This is a genomic window from Mycobacterium sp. NTMscope_MAC_12 (assembly GCF_976985675.1).
In genome coordinates this window covers 3015545-3041527 of sequence record NZ_CDRJYY010000001.1, presented here as the reverse complement: position 1 = coordinate 3041527, position 25983 = coordinate 3015545, and the positions used below count along the sequence as shown (strand labels likewise).

Genomic DNA, 25983 nt, shown 5'->3' with positions numbered 1-25983 from the left:
ATGCACGCGAACCACAGCGGCCTCGCGGTCCGGGTGATCCCGTGCCTGGACGTCGACGGCGGACGGGTGGTCAAGGGGGTCAATTTCGAAAACCTCCGGGACGCAGGCGATCCCGTGGAACTCGCGGCCGCCTATGACGCCGAAGGCGCCGACGAGCTCACCTTTCTCGACGTGACCGCGTCGTCGTCGGGAAGGTCCACGATGCTGGACGTGGTGCGGCGCACGGCCGAGCAGGTCTTCATCCCGCTGACCGTCGGCGGCGGGGTGCGCACCGTGGCCGACGTCGACGTGTTGCTGCGTGCCGGGGCGGACAAGGTCTCGATCAACACCGCCGCGATCGCCCGGCCCGAACTGCTGGGCGAGATGGCACGGCAGTTCGGATCCCAATGCATCGTGCTCTCCGTCGACGCCCGCACCGTGCCACCGGGTGCGGTACCCACCCCGTCGGGCTGGGAGGTCACCACCCACGGCGGGCGGCGCGGCACCGGGCTCGACGCCGTCGAATGGGCCTCTCGCGGAGCCGATCTGGGGGTGGGTGAGATTTTGTTGAACTCGATGGACGCCGACGGCACCAAGGCGGGGTTCGACCTGGAGATGCTGCAGGCGGTGCGCTCGGCGGTGACCGTGCCCGTCATCGCCAGCGGCGGCGCCGGGGCAGCCGAACACTTCGCGCCCGCGATCGCGGCCGGGGCCGATGCGGTGTTGGCGGCCAGCGTTTTCCACTTCCGGGAGCTGACCATCGGTCAGGTGAAGGCCGCCATGGCCAAAGAGGGGATCACCGTCCGATGACGCTCGACCCGCAGATCGCCGCGCGCCTGAAGCGCAACGCCGACGGCCTGATCGCCGCCGTCGTGCAGGAGCGCGGCAGCGGCGACGTGCTGATGGTCGCCTGGATGGACGACGCGGCCCTGGCCCGCACCCTGGAAACCCGTGAGGCGACGTACTATTCGCGGTCGCGGCGCGAACAGTGGGTGAAGGGCGCGACCTCCGGCCACACCCAATACGTCCATTCGGTGCGATTGGACTGTGACGGGGACACCGTGCTGTTGACGGTCGACCAGGTCGGCGGCGCCTGCCACACCGGCGATCACAGCTGCTTCGACGCCGACTCGCTGCTGCAACCGGAGCGCTAACCGACTGACGCGCACCCGCCGATGTGTCCACAGTCACTTTCGGCGGGCGCCGGCGCATGACTTCGACAAGAATGGCAGGCAATGTCGAAATGGTTGTCCCGGGACGTCTTGTCCTGGAACGTGGTTGTTCCGGTGCTTGCCGTCGTCGTGCTGGCCTTGATATGGGGCGAGACGCTGGGACCCGTACTGGTCGGGGTCGCCGCGCTGTTTCTCGTCGGCGCCGTGGTCGCCGCGGTGCATCACGCGGAGGTCGTCGCACACCGGGTCGGCGAACCGTTCGGGTCGCTGGTGCTCGCGGCCGCCGTCACCATCATCGAGGTGGCCCTCATCGTCACCCTGATGATGTCCGGCGGCAACGAGGCCGCCACGCTGGCCAGGGACACCGCGTTCGCCGCGCTGATGATCACCACCAACGGGATCGCCGGTTTGTCGCTGCTGCTCGGCTCGCGGCGCTACGGCGTGACGCTGTTCAACGCCGAAGGCGCCGGCGCCGCGCTGGCCACGGTCACCACGGTGGCCACGCTGAGCCTCGTCCTGCCCGCCTTCACCACCAGCAACCCGGCCAGGGAGTTCACCCCCAGCCAGCTCACCTTCGCCGCGATCGCCACGCTCTTGGTGTACCTGCTGTTCGTGTTCACCCAGACCGTGCGGCACCGCAACTTCTTCCTGCCGATCGCGCAGAGGGGCCAAAAGCGCGTATTCGAGGACGAGAGTCACGCGGATCCACCCAGCAGGCGGCAGGCGCTGAGCAGCCTGGCGCTGCTGCTCTGCGCGCTGGTGGCGGTGGTGGGCCTGGCCGAGGAGGAGTCGCCGGCCGTCGAGCACGCGGTGACGGTGGCGGGCTTGCCGCAGTCGTTCGTGGGTGTGATCATCGCGGCGCTGGTGCTGCTGCCGGAGACGCTCGCGGCGGCCCGGGCGGCGCGCAAGGGCCGCATCCAGACCAGCCTGAACCTGGCTTACGGCTCGGCGATGGCCAGCATCGGGCTGACCATCCCGACGATCGCGCTGGCGTCGATCTGGCTCAAGGGGCCGCTGGTGCTCGGCCTCGGCCCCATCCAGCTGGTGCTGCTCGCGCTGACCGTCGTGATCAGCGTGCTGACCGTCGTGCCCGGGCGGGCCACCCGGCTGCAGGGCGAGGTGCACCTGGTGCTGCTGGCCGCCTACGTCTTCCTGGCGATCAGCCCGTGAGGGTCGGCTAGGCCCGGGCGCGCAGCGTCGCGAGTGCCTTGTCCGCGTGGGTGTCCATGTTGAATTCGCTGGAGATCACCTCGAGCACCGTGCGGTCGGTGTCGATGACGAACGTGGTGCGCTTGACGGGCATCAGCTTGCCCAGCAGGCCGCGCTTGACGCCGAACTGCGCGGCGACGGTGCCGTCGGAGTCCGACAGCAGCGGGTAGTCGAACTTCCGCAGGTCGGCGAACTTGGCCTGTTTTTGCACGGGGTCGGCGCTGATGCCCACCCGGTTGGCCCCGACCGCGGCGAATTCGGAGGCCAGGTCGCGGAAGTGGCACGCTTCTTTGGTGCAGCCGGGCGTCATCGCCGCCGGGTAGAAGAACAGGACGACGGGCCCGCTCGCGAGCAGTTCGCTGAGCCTGCGCGGCGTGCCGGTCTGGTCGGGCAGTTCGAAGTCGGCGACGGTCTCACCAGGTTTCATTCCGCGAGCGTAACGCTGCTGCCAATTGCAGCGCCGAAAAGCGCAGCCACGTTACGCTCGCGAGCCGGCCGAGCCCGTCTGGGAGGATGGGGCGGTGCACGCCCACCTCGCCGCGACGACCTCACGAGAGGACTTCCGCCAGCTCGCCGCCGAGCACCGGGTGGTCCCGGTGACCCGCAAGGTGTTGGCCGACAGCGAGACGCCGCTGTCGGCGTACCGCAAACTCGCCGCCAACCGCCCGGGCACGTTTCTGCTGGAGTCCGCCGAGCACGGCCGTTCCTGGTCGCGGTGGTCGTTCATCGGGGCGGGCGCGCCCTCGGCGCTGACCGTGCGCGACGGCGAGGCGATCTGGCTGGGCGTGGTGCCGCAGGACGCGCCGACCGGGGGCGACCCGCTGCAGGCCCTGCGGGCCACCCTGGAACTGCTGGCTACCGAGCCGCTCGCGGGTCTGCCGCCGCTGTCGGGTGGCATGGTGGGTTTCTTCGCCTACGACCTGGTGCGACGCCTGGAGCGGCTGCCCGAGCTGGCGGTCGATGACCTGGGCCTGCCGGACATGCTGTTGCTGCTGGCCACCGATGTGGCGGCGGTGGATCACCACGAGGGCACCATCACGCTGATCGCCAACGCGGTGAACTGGAACGGGACCGACGAGCGGGTCGACGAGGCCTACGACGACGCGGTCGCCCGGCTGGACGTGATGACCGCGGCGCTGGGCCAGCCGCTGTCGTCGACCGTCGCCACGTTCGACCGGCCGGAGCCGCGCTACCGCGCGCAGCGCAGCGTCGAGGAATACGGGAAGATCGTCGACTACCTCGTCGAGCAGATCGCCGCGGGTGAAGCCTTTCAGGTGGTGCCGTCGCAGCGGTTCGAAATGGACACCGACGTCGATCCGATCGACGTGTACCGGATGCTGCGGGTGACCAACCCGAGCCCGTACATGTATTTGCTGCATGTGCCGAATGACACTGGGGGAACGGACTTTTCGATCGTCGGGTCCAGCCCGGAGGCGCTCGTCACCGTCGCCGACGGCGTCGCGACCACCCATCCGATCGCCGGAACCCGCTGGCGCGGGGAGACCGACGAGGAGGATCAGCTGCTGGAGAAGGAGCTGTTGGCCGACGAGAAGGAACGCGCCGAGCACTTGATGCTGGTCGATCTGGGCCGCAACGACCTCGGCCGCGTGTGCGCGCCGGGCACCGTCCGCGTCGAGGACTACAGCCACATCGAACGCTATAGCCACGTCATGCACCTGGTGTCGACGGTGACCGGCCTGCTCGGCGAGGGCCGGACCGCCCTGGATGCGGTGACGGCCTGCTTCCCGGCCGGCACACTGTCGGGCGCGCCGAAGGTGCGGGCCATGGAGCTGATCGAAGAGGTCGAAAAGACGCGCCGCGGCCTGTACGGCGGCGTGGTCGGCTACCTGGACTTCGCCGGCAACGCCGACTTCGCGATCGCCATCCGCACCGCCCTGATGCGCGCCGGCACCGCCTACGTGCAGTCCGGGGGCGGGGTGGTGGCGGACTCCAACGGCCCCTACGAGTACACCGAGGCGACCAACAAGGCGCGCGCGGTGCTCAGCGCGATCGCCGCCGCCGAGACGCTGGCCGAGCCGGGTGTGAGCCGCGATGACTGAGGCCCGCGCCGAGCGGCGCCGGCTGGACGGCCGGTGGATGATCCGGATCTCCCAGGCGACGCTCGTGGTGGCCGCGGGCGCGCTGTGGGTGGCCTCGCGCCTGCCCTGGGTCGTGATCCGGTCGTTCGACGGGCTGGGGCCGCCCAAGGAGGTGACGCTGTCCGGCGGGACGTGGTCGACGGCGCTGCTGCCGCTGGCGATGCTGATGCTGGCCGCGGCCGTTGCGGTCATCGCCGTGCGCGGCTGGCTGCTGCGCGCGCTGGCCGGGCTGCTGGCGCTGGCCAGCCTGGCGGTCGGCTACCTGGGAATCAGCCTGTGGGCGCTACCCGACGTGGCGGTGCGCGGCGCCGAGCTGGCGCACGTCTCGGTGATGTCCCTGGTCGGAAGCGAGCGGCGGTACTGGGGCGCCGGGGTCACGGTGGCCGCCGCGGCGTGCGCCCTGATCGCGGCCGTCCTGCTGATGCGATCGGCGTCGGACTCCGGGCCCGCCCGCTCCAGCTCGACGAAGTACACGACGCCGGCGACGCGCCGCTCGATTGCGCGACGCAAAGACGCCGACGGGGCGATGCTGGAGGAGCGACAGACGCCGGAAATGTCGGAGCGGATGATCTGGGACGCGCTTGACGAGGGGCGCGACCCAACCGATCGGCCGAGCGGGTCTGACACCGAGGGTCGGTGACGGGCCGCGAGCCGCGGGCCGCTACCCTTCATTGACGTCGTCGCGATCGGCTGGGGACAACCGAGTGGCCGTGCGATGACAGCGGGGCGACAGGGCGAAGGGAAACGACAGGCATGAGTCCGGCAACCGTGCTTGACTCCATCCTCGAAGGAGTCCGGGCCGACGTTGCCGCGCGCGAAGCCCTCATCAGCCTGTCCGAGATCAAAGCCGCCGCCGCGGCCGCGCCACCGCCGCGAGACGTGATGGCCGCCCTGCGCGAGCCCGGAATCGGCGTCATCGCAGAAGTCAAGCGCGCCAGCCCGTCGGCGGGATCCCTGGCGACCATTGCCGATCCGGCCAAACTGGCCAGGGCGTACGAAGACGGCGGCGCGCGCATCATCAGCGTCTTGACCGAGGAGCGCCGCTTCCACGGTTCGCTCGACGATCTCGACGCGGTTCGGGCGGCGGTCTCGATACCGATTTTGCGCAAAGACTTTGTCGTGCAGCCCTATCAGATCCACGAAGCGCGGGCGCACGGCGCCGACATGTTGTTGCTCATCGTCGCCGCGCTGGAGCAGTCCGCACTGGTGTCGATGCTGGACCGCACCGAATCGCTGGGCATGACGGCGCTCGTCGAGGTGCACACCGAAGAGGAAGCCGACCGGGCGCTCAAGGCCGGGGCCAACGTAATCGGCGTCAACGCCCGCGATCTGGCCACGCTGGCGGTGGACCGGGATTGCTTCGCGCGCATCGCTCCCGGGCTGCCCAGCAACGTGATCAGGATCGCCGAATCCGGTGTGCGCGGCACCGGAGACCTGCTGGCGTATGCCGGCGCGGGCGCCGACGCCGTGTTGGTCGGCGAAGGTCTGGTCAAAAGCGGTGACCCACGCGCCGCGGTCGCCGACCTGGTGACCGCGGGCACCCATCCGTCCTGTCCGAAACCGTCTCGCTAGTCGCTGCGTCACTGAAGAGCCCCTGCGCTGTAACGTTGAACCCCATGAGCCATCCCCGCGTAGAGCCTTGGTGATGGTGGACCTGTCCCGCCCGGACCTTCCGCTTCCGAGCGCAGCCATCGCCGAACCCACCCGTCACGAACCCGATGCGGGTGGCCATTTCGGCGTGTACGGCGGCCGCTACGTCGCCGAGGCGTTGATGGCCGTCATCGAAGAGGTCACCGCGGCCTACGAGAAGGAACGCGTCAACCAGGACTTCCTGGACACGCTGGATTACCTGCAGGCGCACTACGCCGGGCGGCCGTCGCCGCTGTATGAGGCGCCTCGCCTGTCCGAGCAGGCCGGCGCCCGCATCTTCCTCAAGCGAGAAGACCTGAACCACACCGGTTCTCACAAGATCAACAACGTGCTCGGTCAGGCGCTGCTCGCTCAGCGCATGGGCAAGAAGCGGGTGATCGCCGAGACCGGGGCCGGGCAGCACGGCGTGGCGACCGCCACCGCCTGCGCCCTGCTCGGCCTGGAATGCGTGATCTACATGGGCGCCGTGGACACCGAGCGCCAGGCGCTCAACGTGGCACGGATGCGACTGCTGGGAGCCACGGTCGTCTCGGTCCAGAGCGGTTCGAGGACGCTCAAAGACGCCATCAATGAGGCGTTCCGGGATTGGGTTACCAATGCCGACAACACCTTCTACTGCTTCGGCACCGCGGCCGGACCCCATCCCTTTCCCGCCATGGTCCGCGATTTCCAGCGCATTATCGGCCTCGAGGCGCGCGCCCAGATTCAGGCGCAGGCGGGCCGGCTGCCCGACGCGGTGGTGGCCTGCATCGGTGGCGGATCGAACGCGATCGGCATCTTCCACCCGTTCATCGACGATCCCGGCGTGCGGCTGATCGGATTCGAGGCGGCCGGCGACGGTGTCGAAACCGGAAGGCACGCCGCAACCTTCAGCGGCGGTTCCCCCGGGGCGTTTCAGGGGTCATTCTCCTACCTGCTGCAGGACGAGGACGGTCAGACCATCGAATCCCATTCCATCTCAGCGGGTCTCGATTACCCGGGAGTGGGCCCAGAACATGCGTGGCTGCGTGAGAGTGGACGCGCCGAGTACCGGCCCATCACCGATTCCGAGGCGATGGAGGCATTCCGCGCCCTGTGCCGCACCGAAGGGATCATCCCCGCCATCGAATCCGCCCACGCGGTGGCCGGGGCCCTGAAGGTGGCGCCCGAATTGGGGACGGCCGCGATCATCGTGGTGAACCTGTCGGGGCGCGGGGACAAGGACGTCGAGACGGCCGCGCAGTGGTTCGGGCTGTTGGGATCCAGCGACCGATGACCGTCAAGCAGAGCGAAGCGAGCCGGCTCGGGCCGGTCTTCGAGGCGTGCCGCGAAGGCGGCCGCGCGGCGTTGATCGGCTATCTGCCCACCGGCTACCCGGATGTGCGGACCTCGGTGGACGGAATGATCGCCCTGGTCGAATCGGGTTGCGACATCGTCGAAGTCGGGGTGCCCTATTCGGATCCCGGAATGGACGGCCCGACCATCGCCAAGGCCACCGAGGCCGCGCTGCACGGGGGAGTGCGCGTGCGCGACACCCTGGCGGCGGTCGAGGCGATCAGCGCCGCCGGTGGCCACGCCGTCGTGATGACCTACTGGAACCCCGTGTTGCGCTACGGAATTGACGCCTTCGCCCGTGACCTGGCATCGGCCGGCGGTTACGGCCTGATCACCCCGGATTTGATTCCCGACGAAGCCGGGCAGTGGCTGGCGGCGTCCGAGGAGCATCGACTGGACCGGATATTTCTGGTGGCGCCCTCCTCGACGCCGCAGCGCTTGGCGATGACGGTCGAGGCGTCCCGCGGATTCGTCTACGCGGCATCGACGATGGGTGTGACGGGAGCGCGCGACGTGGTATCCAATGCCGCGCCCGAGTTGGTGGGCAGAGTCAAGGAGATATCGGACATCCCGGTCGGTGTCGGGCTGGGAGTGCGGTCGCGAGAGCAAGCCGCGCAGATCGGCGGCTACGCCGACGGTGTCATTGTCGGTTCCGCGCTGGTGTCGGCGCTCGGAGACGGGGGTTTGACCGCATTGCGCGCACTCACTGAGGAACTCGCCGCCGGTGTACGCCACAGGGCGGTCGCGTCGTGACGACGTTGCTCGCCTATTTTCCGAGTCCCGCGCAGGGCGTCTGGCACGTTGGGCCGCTGCCCATTCGGGCCTACGCGCTGTTCATCATCGCCGGCATTGTGGCCGCCCTGCTGATCGGCGACCGGCGCTGGGAGGCGCGCGGCGGCGAGCGCGGCGTGATCTACGACATCGCGCTGTGGACGGTGCCGTTCGGGCTGATCGGTGGTCGGCTCTACCATCTGGCCACCGACTGGCGCACCTATTGGGGCCCGGGCGGAGCCGGACTCGGCGCGGCCGTACGGATCTGGGACGGCGGCTTGGGCATCTGGGGCGCGGTGGCGCTCGGCGCCGTGGGCGCTTGGATCGGGTGCCGCCGGCACGGCATTCCGCTGCCGGCCTTCGCCGACGCGATCGCGCCGGGAATCATCCTGGCGCAGGCCATCGGTCGGCTCGGTAACTACTTCAACCAGGAACTCTACGGCCGCGAGACCACACTGCCGTGGGGGCTGGAGATCTTCTATCGCCGGGACCCCTCGGGTTATATCGACCCGCATTCGCTGGACGGGATCTCCACGGGCCAGGTGGCACTGGTCGTGCAGCCGACGTTCCTCTACGAATTGCTCTGGAACCTACTGATTTTCGTCGTTCTGCTCTATGCGGATCGACGATTCACGCTGGGCCACGGCCGGTTGTTCGCGCTGTATGTGGCCGGTTATTGCGTGGGACGCTTCTGTGTGGAGCTGCTGCGCGACGACACCGCCACCCACATCGCCGGCATCCGGATCAATTCGTTCACATCGACTTTCGTGTTCATCGGGGCGGTGGTGTACCTGATGGCGGCGCCCAGGGGCCGCGAAGATCCCGAGAGCCTGCGCGGAAACCAATACGTTGACGAGGAATACGCCGAGCCGGAACTGGAGCCGGCGACCGTGGCGGCGACGGCGGCCGCGGGGGGTGCGGCTGGTGCCGCGGGTGCTGCCGACGACGACGTGCCGACCGAATCTGTGGTGGGGACCGCGGAAGTCGCCGACACGGGCGGCGACGAGGCGGAATCCGACGAGCCGGAGGCCGAGGCGGTAGCCGACGAGGCCGAGGCGGAGGAATCAGAGGCCGAAGAGCTCGAGCTCGACGAGGCGGAATCCGACGAGGCGGAAGCCGAGGAACCGGAAGTCGAAGAGCCGCAAGCCGAAGAGCACGCGGATGAATCGGAGGCCGAGGCGGTAGCCGACGAGGCCGAGGCGGAGGAATCCGAGGCCGAAGAGCTCGAGTTCGACGAGCCGGAAGCCGACGCGGAAGCCGAGGAACCGGAAGTCGAAGAGCCGCAAGCCGAAGAGGCCGACGAGGCGGAAGCCGACGCGGAAGCCGAGGAACCGGAAGCCGAAGAGGCCGACGAGGCGGAAGCTGACGAGGCGGAAGCCGAAGAACCGGAAGCCGAAGCCGACGCAGAGGATTCCGAATCCGAAGAACCGGAAGCCCAAAGCGCAGAACCCGCTACGGAAGAGCCCGTCGCCGAAAAGGTTTCGGATCAACCAGAAGCCCGGCGGCGATGGGGCTCGCGACTGCGGAACCGACTGTCGGGCCGCTGACTACCCGCTCACTACCGGCGCGCCGGATCCAAGCGCCGGGGCGCCGCGAATCTGGCATGCTGGAAGCACTGTGACCAACGCGAGGTCAGCCCTTCCACCCGCGCATGCCGGCTCGCACGGCCTGCGTGCTCCTCTCGGCTATGCCGGGGCGGCGACCGGCCTCGCGCTGGGCGGCGCGCTCGGCTACGTCGCGCTGGCCGACCCGCACAATCCCGCTTCGATCTATCCGCCGTGTCCGTTCAAGTGGCTCACCGGCTGGAATTGCCCGTTTTGCGGCGGGCTGCGCATGACGTATGACGTGGTGCACGGCGACCTGGCGGCCGCCATCCACGACAACGTTTTTGTGCTGGCCGGAATCCCGATGCTGGCCGCGTGGCTGCTGGTTCGCCGCGCACGCGGCGCTTCGCCGCTGCCGCGGACGGCGTTGCTGACCGTCGTGGCCGCGACGGTCGTCTGGACGGTTGCGCGTAACTTGCCCGCCTTCCCGTTGATTCCGAGCGTTCTTGGTGGGTAAGAGCACACTGCGCGGCGCCGTTATGTGCGGGCCGTTGGGGATACACGCGACTATGCTGGGTCGGCGTGAGTAGACGCGGAAAGATCGTCTGCACCCTTGGGCCTGCGACCAATTCGGACGAGTTGATCTTGGCGCTGGTTGAGGCCGGAATGGACGTCGCCCGGTTGAACTTCAGCCACGGCGATTACGCCGATCACAAAGCCGCCTACGAACGGGTCCGGGTCGCCTCCGACGCGACCGGCCGCGCCGTCGGTGTGCTCGCCGACCTGCAGGGCCCCAAGATCAGGCTGGGACGCTTCGCCACCGGCCCCACCTACTGGGCCGACGGTGAGACGGTCCGGATCACCGTCGCGGACTGCGACGGCAGCCACGACCGGGTGTCGACCACGTACAAAAGGCTGGCGGAGGACGCCGCCGTCGGTGACCGGGTTCTGGTCGACGACGGCAAGGTCTGCCTGGTGGTCGACGGCATCGAGGGCGACGACGTCATCTGCACCGTCGTCGAGGGCGGCCCGGTCAGCAACAACAAGGGCATCTCGCTGCCGGGCATGAACGTGTCCGCACCGGCCTTGTCGGAGAAGGACATCGAGGACCTCACCTTCGCGCTGGACCTCGGTGTCGACCTAGTCGCGCTGTCCTTCGTGCGTTCGCCGGCCGACGTCGAGTTGGTGCACGAGGTGATGGACCGGGTCGGCCGGCGGGTTCCGGTGATCGCCAAGCTGGAAAAGCCCGAAGCCGTCGACAATCTGGAAGCCATCGTGCTGGCCTTCGACGCCATCATGGTGGCCCGCGGCGACCTCGGCGTCGAGCTGCCCTTGGAAGAGGTTCCGCTGGTGCAGAAGCGGGCCATCCAGATGGCCCGCGAGAACGCGAAGCCGGTCATCGTGGCCACCCAGATGCTCGATTCCATGATCGAGAACTCACGGCCGACCCGCGCGGAGGCGTCCGACGTCGCCAACGCCGTCCTCGACGGCGCGGATGCGGTGATGCTGTCCGGGGAGACGTCGGTGGGCAAGTATCCGATGGCGGCCGTACGGACCATGTCGCGCATCATCTGCGCGGTCGAGGACAATTCCACGGCCGCCCCGCCGCTGACCCACGTCCCGCGCACCAAACGGGGCGTGATCTCCTATGCGGCCCGCGACATCGGCGAGCGGCTCGACGCCAAGGCCCTGGTCGCCTTCACCCAGTCCGGCGACACGGTCAAGCGGCTCGCGCGCCTGCACACCCCGCTGCCGCTGTTGGCCTTCACCGCCTGGCCCGAGGTGCGCAGCCAGCTGGCCATGACCTGGGGCACCGAGACGTTCATCGTCCCGATGATGACCTCCACCGACGGCATGATCCGCCAGGTCGACAAGTCGCTGCTCGAACTCGGCCGCTACAAGCGCGGCGACCTGGTGGTCATCGTCGCCGGCGCGCCACCTGGCACAGTAGGGTCCACCAACCTGATCCATGTGCACCGGATCGGGGAGGACGACGTTTAACGCCCGGACCGAAGGAGAGGCCGCCATCAGCACCGATTCTGATTTCCAGGAGCTGCTGGCGACACTCGACCTTCACCGTGTCTCCGATGACCTATTCATCGGCTCGCACCCCAGCAAGAACCCGATGCGCACGTTCGGCGGTCAGCTCATGTCGCAATCGTTCGTCGCGGCCAGCCGCAGCCTGATTCGCGACGACCTGCCCCCGGGCGCGCTATCGGTGCACTTCATCAACGGTGGCGACACCGGCAAGGACATCGAATACCGCGTGACCCGGCTGCGCGACGAGCGGCGGTTCGCCAACCGGCGCGTCGACGCGATGCAAGACGGCACGTTGCTGTGCTCGGCGATGATCTCCTTCATGTCCGGCGGCCGAGGCCTCGAGCACGGAATCGATCCACCCCAGGTGGCCGAACCGCACACCCAGCCCACGATCGGCGAACTGCTGCGCGGTTACGAAGACACCGTCCCGCACTTCGTCAACGCCCTGCAGCCCATCGAATGGCGCTACACCAACGACCCCGCCTGGGTGATGCGGTCGAAGGGGGATCGGCTGCCCCACAACCGGGTCTGGGTCAAGGCGCTGGGAGAGGTTCCCGAGGACCCGGTATTGCACACGGCGACAATGGTGTATTCCTCGGACACCACGGTGTTGGACTCGGTCATCACCACGCACGGTCTTTCCTGGGGATTCGACCGCATTTTCGCCGCGTCGGCCAATCATTCCATTTGGTTTCACCGGCAGGTCAACTTCAACAACTGGGTGTTGTACTCGACGTCGTCGCCCGTGGCGGCGGATTCGCGCGGCCTGGGCGCCGGGCATTTCTTCGACCGGTCCGGGCAGCCACTCGCCACCGTGGTGCAAGAGGGCGTGCTGAAGTACTTTCCGTCTTCTCGCCGATAAACCGTTACCCAATAGCCGCAGGATATCCGCCCGAATCTCTCCCGGTAGGGCCTTGATCGGGCGTAACTTTGACCTAGCCGGGTATTCGGTGCAGAGGCGGCGGACACGCCGCCCAGCTGTTGTCAGCGCATCGGGAGGTGAGTGTGAACGGGCCGGTCGTGGACGTCACGGCAAGACCTCGCGCGCGCGAACGCGTTGTCGTTTCGGCCGATTCACTGGCGGCCCGCCTGATCGGTGCCCTGGCCCTGCTCTGCGCGACGTGCTGGCTCATCGAGATACTCGCTCGCCACCACAGCCAACCCAACTGGCAGTTCGCGGATCGGTTGGCCTGGTCGGTGACGGTGCTGATCGCTGTGGCATGGATCGCGCGCGGCGTGTTCCTGGGCCGCCCGGTGACGACGATGCACGCCATCGCGGCCGCGCTTTTCGTGCTGGCGGGGCTGGGCCTGCACGTGTTGTCCTTCGACCTGCTCGGCGACGTCGTGATCGCCAGCTCGGGCATGGTGTTGATGTGGCCGATGACCTCGCACCCGCGGCCCGCCGACCTGCCGCGTGTGTGGGAATTGATCAACGCGACCAGCGATGACGCGTTGGCGCCGTTCACCATGCAGACCGGCAAGAGCTACCACTTCACCGCCGACGGCTCCGCGGCGCTGGCCTACCGGACGCGAATGGGAATCGCCGTGGTCAGCGGCGACCCCATCGGTGACGAGACGCACTTCCCGGAACTGGTGGCCGATTTCGCCGCCACCTGTCATGCCCACGGATGGCGGATCGCGGTGGTGGGGTGTGGCGAGCGGCGGCTCAAACTCTGGAGCGACTCGGCGACATTGGGACAAACGTTGTGGCCCATACCGATTGGGCGCGACGTGGTGGTCGACGTGTCGGGCTTCGACATGGTGGGCCGAAAGTTCCGCAACCTGCGTCAGGCCGTGAAGCGCACCCATAACTGCGGCGTCACAACCGAAATCGTGGCGGAGCAGGGGCTCGACGACGCGCTGCTGACCGAGCTGACCGAGGTGGTGCGGGAATCGTCCAAAGGGGCGCATGCCGACCGCGGATTCCACATGAATCTCGACGGCGTGTTGGAAGGCCGTTTCCCCGGGATACAGCTGATCATCGCCAGGGACGCCGCGGGCAAGGTGCAGGCATTTCACCGATACGCCACGGCCGGCGGCGGTAGCGACATCACCCTCGACGTCCCGTGGCGGCGCCGCGGTGCCCCCAACGGACTCGACGAGCGGCTCAGCGTCGACATGATCATGGCCGGTAAAGACAATGGGGCACAGCGGGTTTCGCTCGCGTTCGCCGCATTCCCCGAGATATTCGACGACAAGAACCGCGGCTGGACCCAGCGCGTCTTGTACCGGCTGACCCACATCCTCGACCCGCTGATCGCGCTGGAGTCGCTGTACCGGTACGTGCGCAAGTGGCACGCGCTCGACACGCGCCGGTACGCGCTGATCTCCCTGACACAGATCGTCCCGCTGCTGTTCGTGCTGTTGTCGCTGGAGTTCATGCCGCGCCGGCGACACCTCTAACCCGCCGCCGGCGGTGGGGGACAGCCCGATTGGCAGCGGCTGTCCAGTTACTAGACAGAACATTCTCACCCACGGTGACTACCGTTGAAGGCATAGACATGGTCGGCTTCCGCATGTGCGTGGTCGCATGATCGACGCACTGTCCGGACGCCCCCCTGGTGAAACTACGGGGAAAGGGAATTGTCATGGGTGACACGTTTCGCGACCCCATCGACCATGCGAGGACGACGAGGCCGCATGCCGGTGAGTCGCTGATCGACGTGATGAGTTGGCCGGGGTACCTGTTCATGCTCGTGGGCGTGATCGCCGTCTTTCGGTGTCTCGTCGCCCTCGGCACGGGTCACGAAGGCCGCAGTGTGATCGGCGCCGTGATAGCGGTCGCGGCGATGACGGTCGGGTTGGTGTGGCTCAAGGTCGAACGCGGGCGGGTCCGCAAGCTCGAGAACCGCTGGTATGAGGAGCACCCGGACGCCTATCGGCAGCGCCCGGCCAGCTGACCGCTCCCCGGGCGGACACGCGGTAGCTCCTGGCGCTCAGGCTTTGTGACCGACGCGCAGTTCGTCGCAGCCGATTCCCTTGGCCAGGTGGTGAGTGGCCACCACCACGGTGCGCTCGGGGGACAGCAGCCGGGAATCCGGGGCCAACAGGTCGCGCAGGACCTGCTCGGCGTCGGTGACGTCGAGGTGCTCGGTGGGCTCGTCGAGCAACACGATCCGCGCGGGCGAGAGGACCGCCCTGGCCAGCAGTAGTCGCCTGCGCTGGCCCGCCGAAAGGGCTTGCGCGCCACCGATCAACACCGTGGCCAAGCCGTCGGGCAGGCCGGCCAGCCACGCGCCTAGCCCGACGGCGCCCAGGGCCGCGGTGAGTTCGTCGTCTCGGCAGTCGCCGCGGGCGACCAGCAGGTTGTCCCGGATCGTGGTGGCGAAAATGTGGGCGTCCTCGGCGAAAAAGCCGATGGCGCACCGCAAGTCGACTTCGTCAAACTGAGTCAAGGCGACGCCGTCGAGCAGCACCTGCCCATCGCGCGGCGGCAGCAACCCGGCGAGCGTCATCAGCAGCGTCGTCTTCCCCGACCCGCTGGCGCCGGTCACGGCCAGCCGCGCGCCCGGGGGCAAGTCCAGCGCGACGCGGATCGAGCCTGCCGCACCGTGACCGGAACGCACGTCGGCGGTCAACCGGCCGGCGCCGACGGGCCTCGGTGCTGCGTTTGTGGTTTCGACCGCCTCACGCGGAGCGTCGGCCGCCAACTCGAGCAATCGGCGCGCGGCGATCCGCGACCGCGTCAGCTGCACGGCCGCCGCCGGCAGCGGCGTCATCGCCTCGAAGGCGGACAACGGCAGCAACATCAGCACGGCCAGTGTGGTGGGCGCGACCGCGTGCGCCAACCCGATGCCGGCCACCACCGCGCCCAGCACGCTGGCCCCGACGGCCGCGGTGGGCATCGCCTCGGCAATGGCGGCCGGTTTGGCGGCGGCGTCCAGGGCATCGCCCCACGCACGTTGCCGGCGTTGCGATTCGGCGATGACGCCGGGTAGCAGGCCGGCGACGCGAAGCTCGGGCGCATGTTCGAGAGCGATCATCGCCGCGGTGTCGCGCTCGGAATGATGGTGCCGTGCGATGTCTTCCTGGGTCGCGGCCGCCCGGCCGGCGAGGCGGGGCGCGACGAAACCGGCGATCAGCAGGCAGACGGCGAGGACGGCGGCGGCCGCCGGCGAGATGGCGGCGACGACCGCGGTGGCCGCGAGCGCCAGCACCCCCGCGACCCCGATCGGCACCAGGGCGCGCACCAACACGTTGGCCAGCTCGTCGACGTCGGCGCCCACCCGGGCCACCAGCTCACCGCTGTGCAGCCGGACGGCGCCCGCCGCGGGTCCGCGCGCCAGCCGTCGATAGACCTGCACCCGGGCGGTGCCGGACGCGCGCAGGGCCGTGTCGTGGGTGACCAGGCGCTCGCAGTAGTGCAGCACGGCCCGCGAGATGGCGAACATGCGGACCGCGACCGCGGCGATCGAGAGGTCGAGCACCGGCGGCATCTGCCAGGCGCGGGTGATCAGCCACGCCGCGATGCCGGCCAGCGCCAGCGCGCTGCCCAGCGACAGCACCCCGAGCGCGATCGCCGCCAGCACCCGCGGCAGCCGGGGCCGCAACAGTGCCGCCGCGGCCAGTAGGGGTTCGGCGCGGCTCGTCGTCGAATCAGACTGGGGCATAGCGCACCCCACGGTCGGCGGTCACCTCGACGACCTGATCACCGATGGCAAGCACCGGCTCTCGGTGCCCGACCACGATCACGGTCGCACCGGCGCGGGCCCGGTCCACGATGGCCCGCAAGACCCGTTGCTCGGTGTGGGCGTCCAGGTGCGCGGTCGGCTCGTCGAGCAACAGCACGGCGGCCGCCGATCCGAGAGCCCGCGCGAGTCCCAGCCGCTGCCGCTGCCCCAGGGACAGCCCGACGCCGCCGCGCCCCAGCACGGTGTCGCCCCCCGCGGGCAGCTCCGCCAACACCGCATCGAATCTGGATACCGCGCAAGCGTTTTCGAGGTCCTCGAGTTCGCCGAGCAGCGCCAGGTTGTCGTCGACGGTGCCGGGCACCAGCACCGGGCGTTGCGGCAGCCAGGACAGCTGTCCCCACCACCGGGCCGGGTCCAGATCGGCGACATCGATCCCCGCGACCGTGACCCGGCCCGACGAGGGCGCGGTGATCCCGGCGATCGCCTGCAGTGTGGTGCTTTTGCCGGCGCCGTTTCGCCCGGTCAGCACGGTCACGGTGCCGGGTTCGATCAGCGCGTTCAGATCGTGCGGCGCCTGCCCGTCGCGGCCGGCGACGGTGAGATGTTCGAGTCGGATCCGCGCACCGCGCGCGGCGACCGTCTGGGTCCCGGCCCTGGACGGGGTCTGCTCGCCGATGAGGGTGAACGCCTCGCCGGCGGCGGTCCTTCCGTCTTGAGCGGCATGGAATTCCACGCCGATACGGCGAAGTGGCCAATACACGTCCGGCGCCAGCAACAGCACCGTCAAGCCCGTGGTCAGCGTCATCTCGCCGAATACCAGGCGAAGGCCGATGCCGACGGCGATCAGCGCCACCCCCAGGGTGGCCAACAATTCGAGCACCAGTGCCGAGAGGAACGCGATCCGCAGCGTCGCCATGGCCGAGCGGCGGTGCGCGGCAGCGAGTTCGGCGATGCGCTGTTCGGGGCCCGCGCCGCGTCCCAGCGCCCGCAGGGTGGGGATGCCGGCGATCAGGTCCAGCAGTCGGGCCTGCAGGGTGGTCATGGCGGCCAACGCCGCCGCCGACCGGTCCCGGGTCGCCAGCCCGATCAGCACCATGAAGATGGGTATCAGCGGCAGCGTGATCGCCACGATCGCCGTCGATTTCACGTCGTAGGCCGCGATGACGGCGACGGTGGCCGGCGTCAGGATCGCGGCGAGCAGCAGCGTCGGCAGGTATCCGGTGAGGTAGGGACGCAGGCCGTCCAGGCCGCGGGTGACCACCACGGCGGCGGCGTCGCGTTGCGCCGCGAGTGCGCCGGGCTGCCTGGCGGTCACCGCATCGAGCACCTGGCCGGACAGGTCGGCGATGACGGCGCTGGCTCCCCGCTGCCCCAGCCGGGCCTGAAACCAATGCGTCACCGCGCGAATTGCCCACAGCGCCAACAGGATTGACAGCGGCCCCCACCAGGCGTGAAGGCCGCGCGCGGGGGGATCGTCGACGACGCGTGCGACGATGCGCGCCAACACGATCGCCGAGCCGATCGCGCAGGCGGAGATCAGCACCCCACAGCCCACCGCGGCGAGCAGGTAGCGGCGCAGCGCCGTCGATGCCCGCCACAGTCTCGGGTCTAGCGGCGCCCGGCTCGCGCGGTCGTTACCGCTCAGGACGGGCGCCTTGCCAGACCGATGGGCGCCGGTATCCGCTCGGCCGAGATCCGTTGCCGGAAAACCCAGTACGTCCACGCTTGGTACACCACCGTCAGCGGCGCCATGAACGCCGTCACCCACGTCATGACCTTGAGCGTGTAGTGGGTCGAAGAGGCGTTGTAGATGGTGAGGCTCCACTGCTTGTTCAGTGTCGAGGGCACCAGGTTCGGATACAGCGAGCCGAACAGCAGGATCACCACGGCCGCGACCACCAGCGCGATGCAGGTGAACGCCCAGCCGTCGGAGGCGCGCCGCCACACCAGCAGCACCGCGGCCAGTTGCGCGACCACGGCGACGGCCAGCACCAGCCAGGTCCAGTCCTTGCCGTACGCCAGCTGCGTCCAAAGCCCAAAGCCCGCAACCAGTCCGGTCACCGGCAGCGAGAGCCACACCCCGAACCGGTACGCGTCCTCACGGATCGCGCCGGACGTCTTCAGCGCGACGAACACCGCGCCGTACAGCAGGAACAGACCGGCCGTCGCGAGGCCGCCCAACACCGTATAGGCGTTCAGCACGTCGCCGATCGACAGGTGAATGTGGCCCGCGGCGTCCACCGGGAGCCCGCGGACCAACACGGCGAACGCGACACCCCACAGGACGGCCGGCAGCCACGAGCCGGCGGCGATGCCGAAATCGGCCCAGCCGCGCCACTTTGTGTCGTCGATCTTGCCGCGCCACTCGATCGCCACGGCACGCACGATCATGCCAAACAGGATCGCCAGCAGCGGCAGATACAGCGTGGAGAACACGGTGGCGTACCAACCGGGAAAGGCGGCGAACATGGCCGCGCCACCGACGATCAGCCACACTTCGTTGCCGTCCCACACGGGCCCGATCGTGTTGAGTGCCGTGCGGCGCAACGGTTCGGCTTCGCCGATGCCGACGCGCGCGAACGGCTCCATCAACATGCCCACGCCGAAGTCGAAGCCCTCGAGGATGAAGAACCCCAGGAACAGCATCCCGATGATGCCGAACCACACTTCTTGCAGTCCCACTGCGATCAGCTCCTTTCGGCGTCGATAAGCCCCGGCACGCCTTTAGTAGGCGAACGACAGGGGCGCCACCTCGTCAGCGCTGGGCGCGTGCGGGGGAGCGGGTTCCGCGTCGTGTTCCAGTGGCCCTTCGACGGTGTAGCGCTTGAGCAGGAAGAACCAGAGGACCGCCAGCACCGCGTAGACGAGGGTGAAGGTCACCAGCGAGGTGATGACCATGCCGGGCACGTGGTTCGACACACCTTCGCGGACGGTCATCCGGACCAATGGGTCACCCGTCGGGTTCGGGGCCACCACCCATGGCTGGCGACCCATCTCGGTGAACACCCATCCCGAGATGTTGGCCAGGAACGGCGTGGGAATGGTGAGCAGTGCGAACCAGGAAACCCAGCGGCCCTTGGGGGTTCGCCCGGCCCGGGTCAGCCACAGCACCGCCAGGGAGAACGCCACGGGGAACACCAGGAATCCGATCATCAATCGGAAGGACCAGTAAGTGACGAACAGATTCGGCCGGTAGTCGTCGGGTCCGAAGCGGTGCTGGTACTGCTGCTGCAGCTCGTTCACCCCCTGCAGCGTCACGCCGCTGAGCTTGCCTTCGGCCAAAAACGGCAGCACGTAATGCACCTTGATCACTTCCGTGACGCTGCCGCAGTTGTTGTGGGTGCCGATGGTCAGCACCGAGAAGTCGGGGTCGGTTTGTGTGTGGCACAACGCCTCCGCCGACGCCATCTTCATCGGCTGCTGGACGAACATCAGCTTGCCCTGGCGATCGCCGGTGAAGAACAGGCCGGCCGCGGCGAGCAGTACCACCCCACACCCCAGCATTGCCGCGGGGCGAAACATGGTGCGGGCCTCGGTTTCCGCGGCCTCGGTGGTGGATCCCGTCGTGCGGGAGCGCACCATCCACCATGTGCTGACGGCGGCGACGAAGGTGCCGGCGGTCAGCAGCGCTCCGGCCACGGTGTGCGAAAACGCCGCTTGCGCAGTGTTGTTGGATAGCAGGGCGAAAATGCTGTCCAGCTCGGCGCGCCGCGTCTTGGGGTTGTAGTGCGCGCCGACCGGGTGTTGCATGAACGAGTTCGCCGCGATGATGAAGAACGCCGAGGCGTTGACACCGATCGCGACGATCCAGATGCAGGCCAGGTGGAGCAGCTTCGGCAACCGGCTCCAGCCGAAGATCCACAGGCCGATGAACGTGGATTCGAAGAAGAAGGCGAACAGCCCTTCCATCGCCAGCGGCGCACCGAAGATGTCGCCGACGAACCGCGAGTACTCGCTCCAGTTCATCCCGAACTGAAATTCCTGGACGATGCCGGTCGCCACACCGATGGCGAAGTTGATCAAAAACAGCTTGCCGAAGAACTTGGTCAGTCGGTACCACGCGGTGTTGCCGGTGGCCACCCACACCGTTTGCATGATGGCGATCAGCGGGGCTAAACCGATCGTGAGCGGCACAAAGATGAAGTGGTAGACGGTAACAATACCGAACTGCCACCGCGAAATATCGACGACATTCATCTGTCATCTCCCGACTGCGGAGGCCCGATCAACGGCTACGACAGAGTGTAGTAGATAGGTCGGCGCCTGCGCCACCGGCGCCCGCGTCAGCCGCCGAGGGTGTTGGACGCCTTGCGGATGCCGAAGGACGAAATGACCTCGAAGATCCCGATGACGACGAACCACGCGCCGACCACGATCGCCAGGGTGACAATCGATTCGAACGGTGACGCCACGACCACGATGCCAGCGAGCAGGCTGAGCACGCCGAGGAAGATGTTCCAGCCCCGGCCGGGCAGGTGCGGGTCGCTGACGGCCGAAATCGTCGTGGCGACACCGCGGAAGATGAACCCGATGCCAATCCAGATGGCCAACAGCAGAATTGCGTATCCCTGACCGAAGTGGCGGAACGCGAGCAGCGCCAGGATCAGCGACGCGGCCCCGCTGATGAACAACAGGACCCGGCTCCCCGCCGAGACGTGCAGCGAGAACGCGAAGATGACCTGCGCGATACCGGTGATGAGCAGATACACGCCGAAGGCGACGGCGGCGACCAGGATGGAAATTCCCGGCCACGCCAGCACCAGGACACCGAGGACGATCGACAGAATTCCCGACAGCAGAGCGGATTTCCACAAATGCGGCAACAAGCTTGGAACGGGGTGGGTTCCAGGAGAGTCAGGGGAGATAGTCATGGCCGCAGTCTGGCACAAACGCGGGCCGTGGTACAGGGACCGTACAGGGACTTTGATCAGACGTGGGCGGTGTGCGATCGCCCGGTGCGCAGGTCGGTCGGCTCTTCGGCTGCCTTGCGCCCGATGAGATACCAGGTGCGCATAACGCCCTTGCCCTTGACTTCGATGCGGCCCCGCTCCTGCAGGACGAACTCGTTTTTGAGCCTTTCGTACATCGCCTCGGGCACCTGGATGCGTCCGACCGAATCGGTGGACTCCATCCGCGACGCGACATTGACCGCGTCGCCCCACACGTCGTAAAAGAATCGGCGCGAGCCCACGACGCCCGCGACCACGGGTCCGCAGGCCATGCCCATCCGCAGCGCGACCGCGCCGCCGTGCGGATCCTTCAGTGCGGCAGCGACATTGGCCATGTCGAGTGCGAAATCGGCAAGGGCGAAGGCGTGATCCGGCCGGGCCCGCGGGACCCCGCTGACCACCATGTAGGAATCGCCGCTGACTTTGATCTTCTCGAGGCCGTGTTTGTCGACCAGTTCGTCGAAGGCGCCGTACAGCCGGTTCAAAAACCGCACCAGGTCGGCCGGGGTGGTGGTGCTGGCGCGTTCGGTGAACCCGACGATGTCGGCGAACAGAACGGAGACCTCGTCGTACTTGTCGGCGATGACGCTGCGCGACGAGCTCTTCAGCCGCTCGGCGATGCTGCCCGGCAACATGTTGGCCAGCAGCGCTTCCGAGCGCTCGTACTCGGCCTCCATCACCGCCTCGGCGCGCTGGGTGTCGCGCAGGGCGAACCACACCGCCACGAACACCATCACGCAGGCCGAGACGATGGTGACGACGAAGGTCATGGACTGCGCCCACGCCGGCTGTAATCCGGTGTCGCGGGGGACCAGGAACTCCAGCGCGATCACCAGCCCGGCCCCGACCGCCGTGAGGCCGGCCGCCAGCACGGTGTGTTCGATGCCCAGCAACAGCACCACCAGGCACGCGCCCACCAAGAAGAAAAACTGCGAGCCCGTCCCCGTGCCGGCGTCCCAGCAGCTGACGAAGACGGTGATGTAGGCGGCGCCGATGAAGGTCAGCGGCGCGACGAGGGCACCGAAGCGGTGCAGCCATGGCACCGCGGCGAAGATCATCGCGGCGAGGGCGTTGATCGAGATGATCTGCCAGGTCCAGACTCCGGTGATCAACTGCAAAGCGACGAAGTCGACGCAGACCAGCACGGCCAGCCACGCGGCGATCGCGAGCACCCGGTATTGGCGCGCGGCGCTGTCGGCGTAGTGCTGGTTGCGGGCGCGCGGCTGGGCCCGCGCCGCGGCTACACAGTCCGGGCGCTTCGACAAGCCGTCTGGCCATCGCGGTGGGCCACCACAATCCTTGGCCGCCACGCAGCAAGCCTAACCGCTGAGCAGGGTATTTGTCGGCTGTCTAATGAATATCACCGTTTTCGCCCCCGTAAGTTTCCGGATCTGATAACCATCTTGTTATCGGGTTTTTGTCGGGTTTACGAGTCATTTGGTTCGGTTATTCAACACGTGTTGGACGCTCTGTGTGACGCGTGTTCGCCTCGACTAAGGGGTGCCTGATGGCGGTTCTCAGAAGAATCGTTCTTGCGTCGATCATTGCCCTTGCCGCCGCGCTCATGGATGGCTGCAGTATGGCCTGTAGTGATCCGAGTTGGCTGCTACGGGTGGCCGGCGATTCCATCGGCAATTACACCGCGGGGCCGGAGGTTTCGGCTTCGGGCCAGGTGTGCGTCACGCGGTCATTCGGCGACTGAGCCGTTCGCGCTCGCGCGGCGTCCCGGGCGATCAGCCGGGTGGCGTCGCCACGCGTGTCGAATCCCGCCGACGAAGCGCCAATTTATGAATTCAAGTGATCTTTTAAGCGGCATATTGCGGCTGCGACACAAAAGGTCATAAACTCGCGCGGTTTATAAAAACGGGATAATCCATACCTTTGGAAGGTATTACGGTCGAATTGAAAACCGTGAACCGGTTTCGTCCGGCGGACGCGCCACTGCAGTACCGGAATGCCGGGCGGCGCCGATGATGCTGCCGACCGCGCTGCTGGTGCCCTCGGTGAGATTCGAACTCACACTGGACGGGTTTTGAATCCGTTTCCTCTGCCAGTTGGGATACGAGGGCTTGCCGGCCTCTTACCTTAGAGGCAGCCTCCCACCATAGAGGATTTGGTGTCCTCAGCTGTCACACCGCCCCCGCGCACGCTGGTCTGAGGCGTTCGCGACACAATGTCCGTCATGACAGGCCCCACGACCGACACCGACGCCGCTGTGCCGCGCCGGGTCCTGATCGCTGAAGACGAAGCGCTCATCCGACTGGATCTCGCGGAGATGCTCCGAGAGGAGGGTTACGAGATCGTCGGGGAGGCCGGCGACGGCCAGGAGGCCGTCGAGTTGGCCGAGCGCCATCAGCCGGACCTGGTGATCATGGACGTGAAGATGCCGCGCCGCGACGGCATCGACGCTGCCTCGGAGATAGCCAGCAAGCGCATCGCCCCGATCGTCGTGTTGACCGCGTTCAGTCAGCGCGACTTGGTCGAGCGTGCCCGGGACGCCGGGGCGATGGCCTACCTGGTGAAGCCGTTCACCATCAGCGACCTGATCCCGGCCATCGAATTGGCCGTCAGCCGGTTCGGCGAGATCGCGGAGCTGGAGCGCGAGGTGGCGACGCTGTCCGATCGGCTGGAGACCCGCAAGCTGGTGGAACGCGCCAAGGGTCTGCTGCAGACCGAGCAGGGCATGACTGAGCCCGAGGCGTTCAAGTGGATTCAGCGGGCCGCCATGGACCGGCGGACGACGATGAAGCGGGTCGCCGAAGTGGTCCTGGAGACCCTGGATCCGCCCAAGGACGCCTAACTTCGGCGGCCGAGTGTGAGCTCACGGAGTCGAGTGTGAGCTCAGGGATTCGAGTGTGAAGCCACGGCCTTGACCGGGAACCCACGGCGACGACACGCCGAGCGCGGGCGCCGTGGCCGCACACCGAAAGCCGTGGCTTCACAGCCGAAGCCGCCGTAATCCCTAGCGGGCGACGATCACCGACGAACCGTGCCCGAACAGCCCCTGGTTGGCGGTGATCCCGACGGTGGCGTTTTCCACCTGTCGACCGGTGGCCTGGCCGCGCAGTTGCCACGTCAGCTCGCAGACCTGAGCGATCGCCTGCGCGGGGATGGCCTCGCCGAAGCACGCCAGCCCGCCGGACGCGTTGACGGGAACCCGGCCACCGATGGTGGTGGCGCCGCTGCGCAGCAGCGCCTCGGCTTCGCCCTTGGGGCACAGGCCCAGGTGTTCGTACCAGTCGAGCTCCAGCGCGGTGGACAGGTCATAGACCTCGGCCAGGCTCACGTCCTCGGGCCCGATGCCCGCCTCGGCGTAGGCCGCGTCGAGGATATGGTCCTTGAACGCCCGATCGGGTGCGGGCACCGCGGCGGTGGAATCCGTTGCGATGTCCGGCAATTCGGGCAGGTGCTGCGGATAGTTCGGGGTGACCGTGCTGACCGCCCGCACCGACGGCACGCCGGCCAGCGAGCCGAGGTGTTCGCGGGCGAACTTCGCGCTGGCCACGATCAGCGCGGCCGCGCCGTCGGAGGTGGCGCAGATGTCCAGCAGCCGCAACGGGTCGGCCACCACCGCGCTGGCCAGCACGTCCTCGACCGACACCTCCTTGCGGTACCGGGCGTTCGGGTTCTGCAGGCCATGCCGCGAGTTCTTGACCTTGACCTGGGCGAAATCCTCGAGCGTGGCGCCGTAGAGGTCCATCCGCCGCCGCGCCAGCAGCGCGAAGTACACCGGGTTGGTGGCGCCGATCAGGTGGAACCGCTGCCAGTCGGGGTCGTTTTTGCGCTCACCGCCGACCGGGGCGAAAAAGCCCTTCGGCGTGGTGTCGGCGCCGATGACGAGGGCAACGTCGCAAAAGCCGGCCAGGATCTGGGCCCGGGCGCTCTGCAGCGCCTGCGAGCCGCTGGCGCACGCGGCATAGCTCGAGCTGACCGGCACGCCGTTCCACCCGAGCTTCTGCGCGAACGTCGCACCCGCGACGAACCCGGGGTAGCCGTTGCGGATGGTGTCCGCGCCCGCCACCAACTGGATCTGACGCCAGTCCAGGCCCGCTTCGTTCAGCGCGGCCCGGGCCGCGGCCACCCCGTATTCGGTGAAGTCGTTGCCCCACTTGCCCCAGGGATGCATCCCGGCGCCCAAGATGTACAGCGGTTCTGGAGCGCTCATCGTCACGCCACCTTCCACGCGTGCACGATGCGCTGCACGCCGTCGTCGTCGGTGTAGAGCGGCATGGTGGTCAGTTCCATCTCCATGCCGACCTTCAAGTCGGCGGCCAGCGTGCCCTCGACGACCTTGCCCAGCACGATCAGGCCCTCCTTCGCCAGCTCCACGGCGGCGACGGCGAACGGCTCAAACGGGTCCGGCGACGGGTAGGGCGGCGGCGGCGCGTACCGATTCTCGGTGTAGCTCCACAGCTTTCCCCGCGTCGACAGCGCGACCGATTCCAGCGCGTCGCCGGTGCAACCCGGATTGGGGCAGTTGTTCTCCCGCGGCGGGAAGACGTAGGTGCCGCACTCGGGGCACTTGCTGCCGATCAGATGCGGGACACCGGCTTCTTCGCTAGTCGAGTCGGTGGCGAACCATCCATCCACCGCCGGTTCTTGTCGGATGACTTCTGGCACCGGGC

Annotated in this window: 24 protein-coding genes and 1 tRNA gene; 15 read left to right on the top strand and 10 right to left on the bottom strand. The window is 68.0% G+C overall.

What is annotated here, in order from left to right; genetic code table 11:
• The 3 genes from hisF to AC0KS4_RS13905 all read left to right on the top strand — a co-directional run bounded on the left by hisF (position 1) and on the right by AC0KS4_RS13905 (position 2321).
• On the top strand, positions 1-789 hold the full coding sequence (gene hisF, locus AC0KS4_RS13915; protein ID WP_225327462.1) for an imidazole glycerol phosphate synthase subunit HisF: 789 nt from the start codon (positions 1-3) through the stop codon (positions 787-789).
• The gene (gene hisI / locus AC0KS4_RS13910) at positions 786-1133 is read left to right on the top strand and encodes a phosphoribosyl-AMP cyclohydrolase (RefSeq protein WP_238956165.1); all 348 of its coding nucleotides are present in this window, start codon (positions 786-788) and stop codon (positions 1131-1133) included. The genes hisF and hisI overlap by 4 nt, the downstream gene beginning before the upstream one ends.
• 81 nt (positions 1134-1214) lie before the next feature.
• Complete coding sequence (locus AC0KS4_RS13905) at positions 1215-2321, top strand: calcium:cation antiporter (protein WP_225327464.1); 1107 nt, start codon at positions 1215-1217, stop codon at positions 2319-2321.
• A 7-nt stretch (positions 2322-2328) separates the two neighbouring features.
• Here AC0KS4_RS13905 and AC0KS4_RS13900 read toward each other — a convergent pair whose 3' ends face one another.
• Positions 2329-2787: a peroxiredoxin gene (locus tag AC0KS4_RS13900; RefSeq protein WP_238956164.1), complete on the bottom strand. Its 459-nt coding sequence runs from the start codon at positions 2785-2787 to the stop codon at positions 2329-2331.
• Positions 2788-2881: 94 nt separating this feature from the next.
• On the opposite strand from AC0KS4_RS13900, the gene AC0KS4_RS13895 reads away from it, so the two are divergent.
• The 11 genes from AC0KS4_RS13895 to usfY all read left to right on the top strand — a co-directional run bounded on the left by AC0KS4_RS13895 (position 2882) and on the right by usfY (position 14678).
• A complete protein-coding gene (locus AC0KS4_RS13895) occupies positions 2882-4420 on the top strand; it encodes an anthranilate synthase component I (protein WP_238956163.1) in 1539 nt (512 codons plus the stop codon).
• Positions 4413-5099, top strand: a complete 687-nt coding sequence (locus tag AC0KS4_RS13890; protein WP_238956162.1) for a TIGR02234 family membrane protein — start codon at positions 4413-4415, stop codon at positions 5097-5099. Before AC0KS4_RS13895 ends, AC0KS4_RS13890 begins: the two co-directional genes overlap by 8 nt.
• A 113-nt stretch (positions 5100-5212) precedes the next feature.
• Positions 5213-6031: an indole-3-glycerol phosphate synthase TrpC gene (gene trpC, locus AC0KS4_RS13885; RefSeq protein ID WP_225327468.1), complete on the top strand. Its 819-nt coding sequence runs from the start codon at positions 5213-5215 to the stop codon at positions 6029-6031.
• Positions 6032-6101: 70 nt separating this feature from the next.
• Entirely contained in the window at positions 6102-7364 is a 1263-nt protein-coding gene (gene trpB, locus AC0KS4_RS13880; RefSeq protein WP_238956161.1) for a tryptophan synthase subunit beta, read from the top strand.
• A complete protein-coding gene (gene trpA, locus AC0KS4_RS13875) occupies positions 7361-8176 on the top strand; it encodes a tryptophan synthase subunit alpha (protein WP_225327470.1) in 816 nt (271 codons plus the stop codon). The genes trpB and trpA overlap by 4 nt, the downstream gene beginning before the upstream one ends.
• Positions 8173-9741 carry a prolipoprotein diacylglyceryl transferase gene (locus AC0KS4_RS13870; RefSeq protein ID WP_238956160.1) on the top strand — a complete coding sequence of 523 codons (1569 nt, stop codon included), beginning with the start codon at positions 8173-8175 and terminating at the stop codon, positions 9739-9741. Before trpA ends, AC0KS4_RS13870 begins: the two co-directional genes overlap by 4 nt.
• A gap of 70 nt (positions 9742-9811) precedes the next feature.
• Entirely contained in the window at positions 9812-10255 is a 444-nt protein-coding gene (locus AC0KS4_RS13865) for a DUF2752 domain-containing protein (protein ID WP_238956159.1), read from the top strand.
• A gap of 65 nt (positions 10256-10320) precedes the next feature.
• Complete coding sequence (gene pyk / locus AC0KS4_RS13860; RefSeq protein ID WP_238956158.1) at positions 10321-11739, top strand: pyruvate kinase; 1419 nt, start codon at positions 10321-10323, stop codon at positions 11737-11739.
• Positions 11708-12640, top strand: a complete 933-nt coding sequence (locus AC0KS4_RS13855; RefSeq protein WP_238956157.1) for an acyl-CoA thioesterase II — start codon at positions 11708-11710, stop codon at positions 12638-12640. The genes pyk and AC0KS4_RS13855 overlap by 32 nt, the downstream gene beginning before the upstream one ends.
• Before the next feature lie 143 nt (positions 12641-12783).
• On the top strand, positions 12784-14181 hold the full coding sequence (locus AC0KS4_RS13850) for a bifunctional lysylphosphatidylglycerol flippase/synthetase MprF (protein WP_225327475.1): 1398 nt from the start codon (positions 12784-12786) through the stop codon (positions 14179-14181).
• Positions 14182-14366: 185 nt separating this feature from the next.
• Positions 14367-14678 (top strand): protein UsfY, encoded by a 312-nt coding sequence (gene usfY, locus AC0KS4_RS13845; protein WP_225327476.1) that lies wholly within the window; start codon positions 14367-14369, stop codon positions 14676-14678.
• A gap of 36 nt (positions 14679-14714) precedes the next feature.
• Here usfY and cydC read toward each other — a convergent pair whose 3' ends face one another.
• The 7 genes from cydC to AC0KS4_RS13810 form a co-directional block, all read right to left on the bottom strand.
• Positions 14715-16388: a thiol reductant ABC exporter subunit CydC gene (cydC, locus tag AC0KS4_RS13840; RefSeq protein WP_238956156.1), complete on the bottom strand. Its 1674-nt coding sequence runs from the start codon at positions 16386-16388 to the stop codon at positions 14715-14717.
• Positions 16375-17988, bottom strand: a complete 1614-nt coding sequence (gene cydD / locus AC0KS4_RS13835) for a thiol reductant ABC exporter subunit CydD (RefSeq protein ID WP_275254404.1) — start codon at positions 17986-17988, stop codon at positions 16375-16377. Before cydD ends, cydC begins: the two co-directional genes overlap by 14 nt.
• A 62-nt stretch (positions 17989-18050) precedes the next feature.
• Entirely contained in the window at positions 18051-19091 is a 1041-nt protein-coding gene (gene cydB / locus AC0KS4_RS13830; protein ID WP_238956155.1) for a cytochrome d ubiquinol oxidase subunit II, read from the bottom strand.
• Positions 19092-19133: 42 nt separating this feature from the next.
• Entirely contained in the window at positions 19134-20606 is a 1473-nt protein-coding gene (locus tag AC0KS4_RS13825) for a cytochrome ubiquinol oxidase subunit I (RefSeq protein WP_238956154.1), read from the bottom strand.
• 86 nt (positions 20607-20692) lie between these two features.
• Entirely contained in the window at positions 20693-21298 is a 606-nt protein-coding gene (locus tag AC0KS4_RS13820; protein WP_425326355.1) for an HdeD family acid-resistance protein, read from the bottom strand.
• A gap of 38 nt (positions 21299-21336) precedes the next feature.
• Entirely contained in the window at positions 21337-22668 is a 1332-nt protein-coding gene (locus tag AC0KS4_RS13815; protein ID WP_238956152.1) for an adenylate/guanylate cyclase domain-containing protein, read from the bottom strand.
• A gap of 682 nt (positions 22669-23350) precedes the next feature.
• Positions 23351-23427 (bottom strand) — tRNA-Leu (locus tag AC0KS4_RS13810).
• A gap of 113 nt (positions 23428-23540) precedes the next feature.
• Between AC0KS4_RS13810 and AC0KS4_RS13805 the strand changes: the two genes are divergently transcribed.
• The gene (locus tag AC0KS4_RS13805; protein ID WP_225327483.1) at positions 23541-24158 is read left to right on the top strand and encodes an ANTAR domain-containing response regulator; all 618 of its coding nucleotides are present in this window, start codon (positions 23541-23543) and stop codon (positions 24156-24158) included.
• Positions 24159-24320: 162 nt separating this feature from the next.
• Here AC0KS4_RS13805 and AC0KS4_RS13800 read toward each other — a convergent pair whose 3' ends face one another.
• On the bottom strand, positions 24321-25529 hold the full coding sequence (locus tag AC0KS4_RS13800) for a lipid-transfer protein (RefSeq protein WP_196773205.1): 1209 nt from the start codon (positions 25527-25529) through the stop codon (positions 24321-24323).
• On the bottom strand, positions 25526-25978 hold the full coding sequence (locus tag AC0KS4_RS13795) for a Zn-ribbon domain-containing OB-fold protein (RefSeq protein WP_238956150.1): 453 nt from the start codon (positions 25976-25978) through the stop codon (positions 25526-25528). Before AC0KS4_RS13795 ends, AC0KS4_RS13800 begins: the two co-directional genes overlap by 4 nt.
• Positions 25979-25983: the final 5 nt, after the last annotated feature.

What these genes read in the sequence shown, in the direction of transcription:
- usfY (WP_225327476.1), top strand. Translation starts at nt 14,367, where the DNA reads ATGGGTGACACGTTTCGCGACCCCATCGACCATGCGAGGACGACGAGG.
- AC0KS4_RS13900 (WP_238956164.1), bottom strand. Translation starts at nt 2,787, where the DNA reads ATGAAACCTGGTGAGACCGTCGCCGACTTCGAACTGCCCGACCAGACC.
- AC0KS4_RS13890 (WP_238956162.1), top strand. Translation starts at nt 4,413, where the DNA reads ATGACTGAGGCCCGCGCCGAGCGGCGCCGGCTGGACGGCCGGTGGATG.
- hisF (WP_225327462.1), top strand. Translation starts at nt 1, where the DNA reads ATGCACGCGAACCACAGCGGCCTCGCGGTCCGGGTGATCCCGTGCCTG.
- trpA (WP_225327470.1), top strand. Translation starts at nt 7,361, where the DNA reads ATGACCGTCAAGCAGAGCGAAGCGAGCCGGCTCGGGCCGGTCTTCGAG.
- AC0KS4_RS13805 (WP_225327483.1), top strand. Translation starts at nt 23,541, where the DNA reads ATGACAGGCCCCACGACCGACACCGACGCCGCTGTGCCGCGCCGGGTC.
- trpC (WP_225327468.1), top strand. Translation starts at nt 5,213, where the DNA reads ATGAGTCCGGCAACCGTGCTTGACTCCATCCTCGAAGGAGTCCGGGCC.
- cydC (WP_238956156.1), bottom strand. Translation starts at nt 16,388, where the DNA reads ATGCCCCAGTCTGATTCGACGACGAGCCGCGCCGAACCCCTACTGGCC.
- AC0KS4_RS13855 (WP_238956157.1), top strand. Translation starts at nt 11,708, where the DNA reads ATGTGCACCGGATCGGGGAGGACGACGTTTAACGCCCGGACCGAAGGA.
- AC0KS4_RS13905 (WP_225327464.1), top strand. Translation starts at nt 1,215, where the DNA reads ATGTCGAAATGGTTGTCCCGGGACGTCTTGTCCTGGAACGTGGTTGTT.
- hisI (WP_238956165.1), top strand. Translation starts at nt 786, where the DNA reads ATGACGCTCGACCCGCAGATCGCCGCGCGCCTGAAGCGCAACGCCGAC.
- AC0KS4_RS13825 (WP_238956154.1), bottom strand. Translation starts at nt 20,606, where the DNA reads ATGAATGTCGTCGATATTTCGCGGTGGCAGTTCGGTATTGTTACCGTC.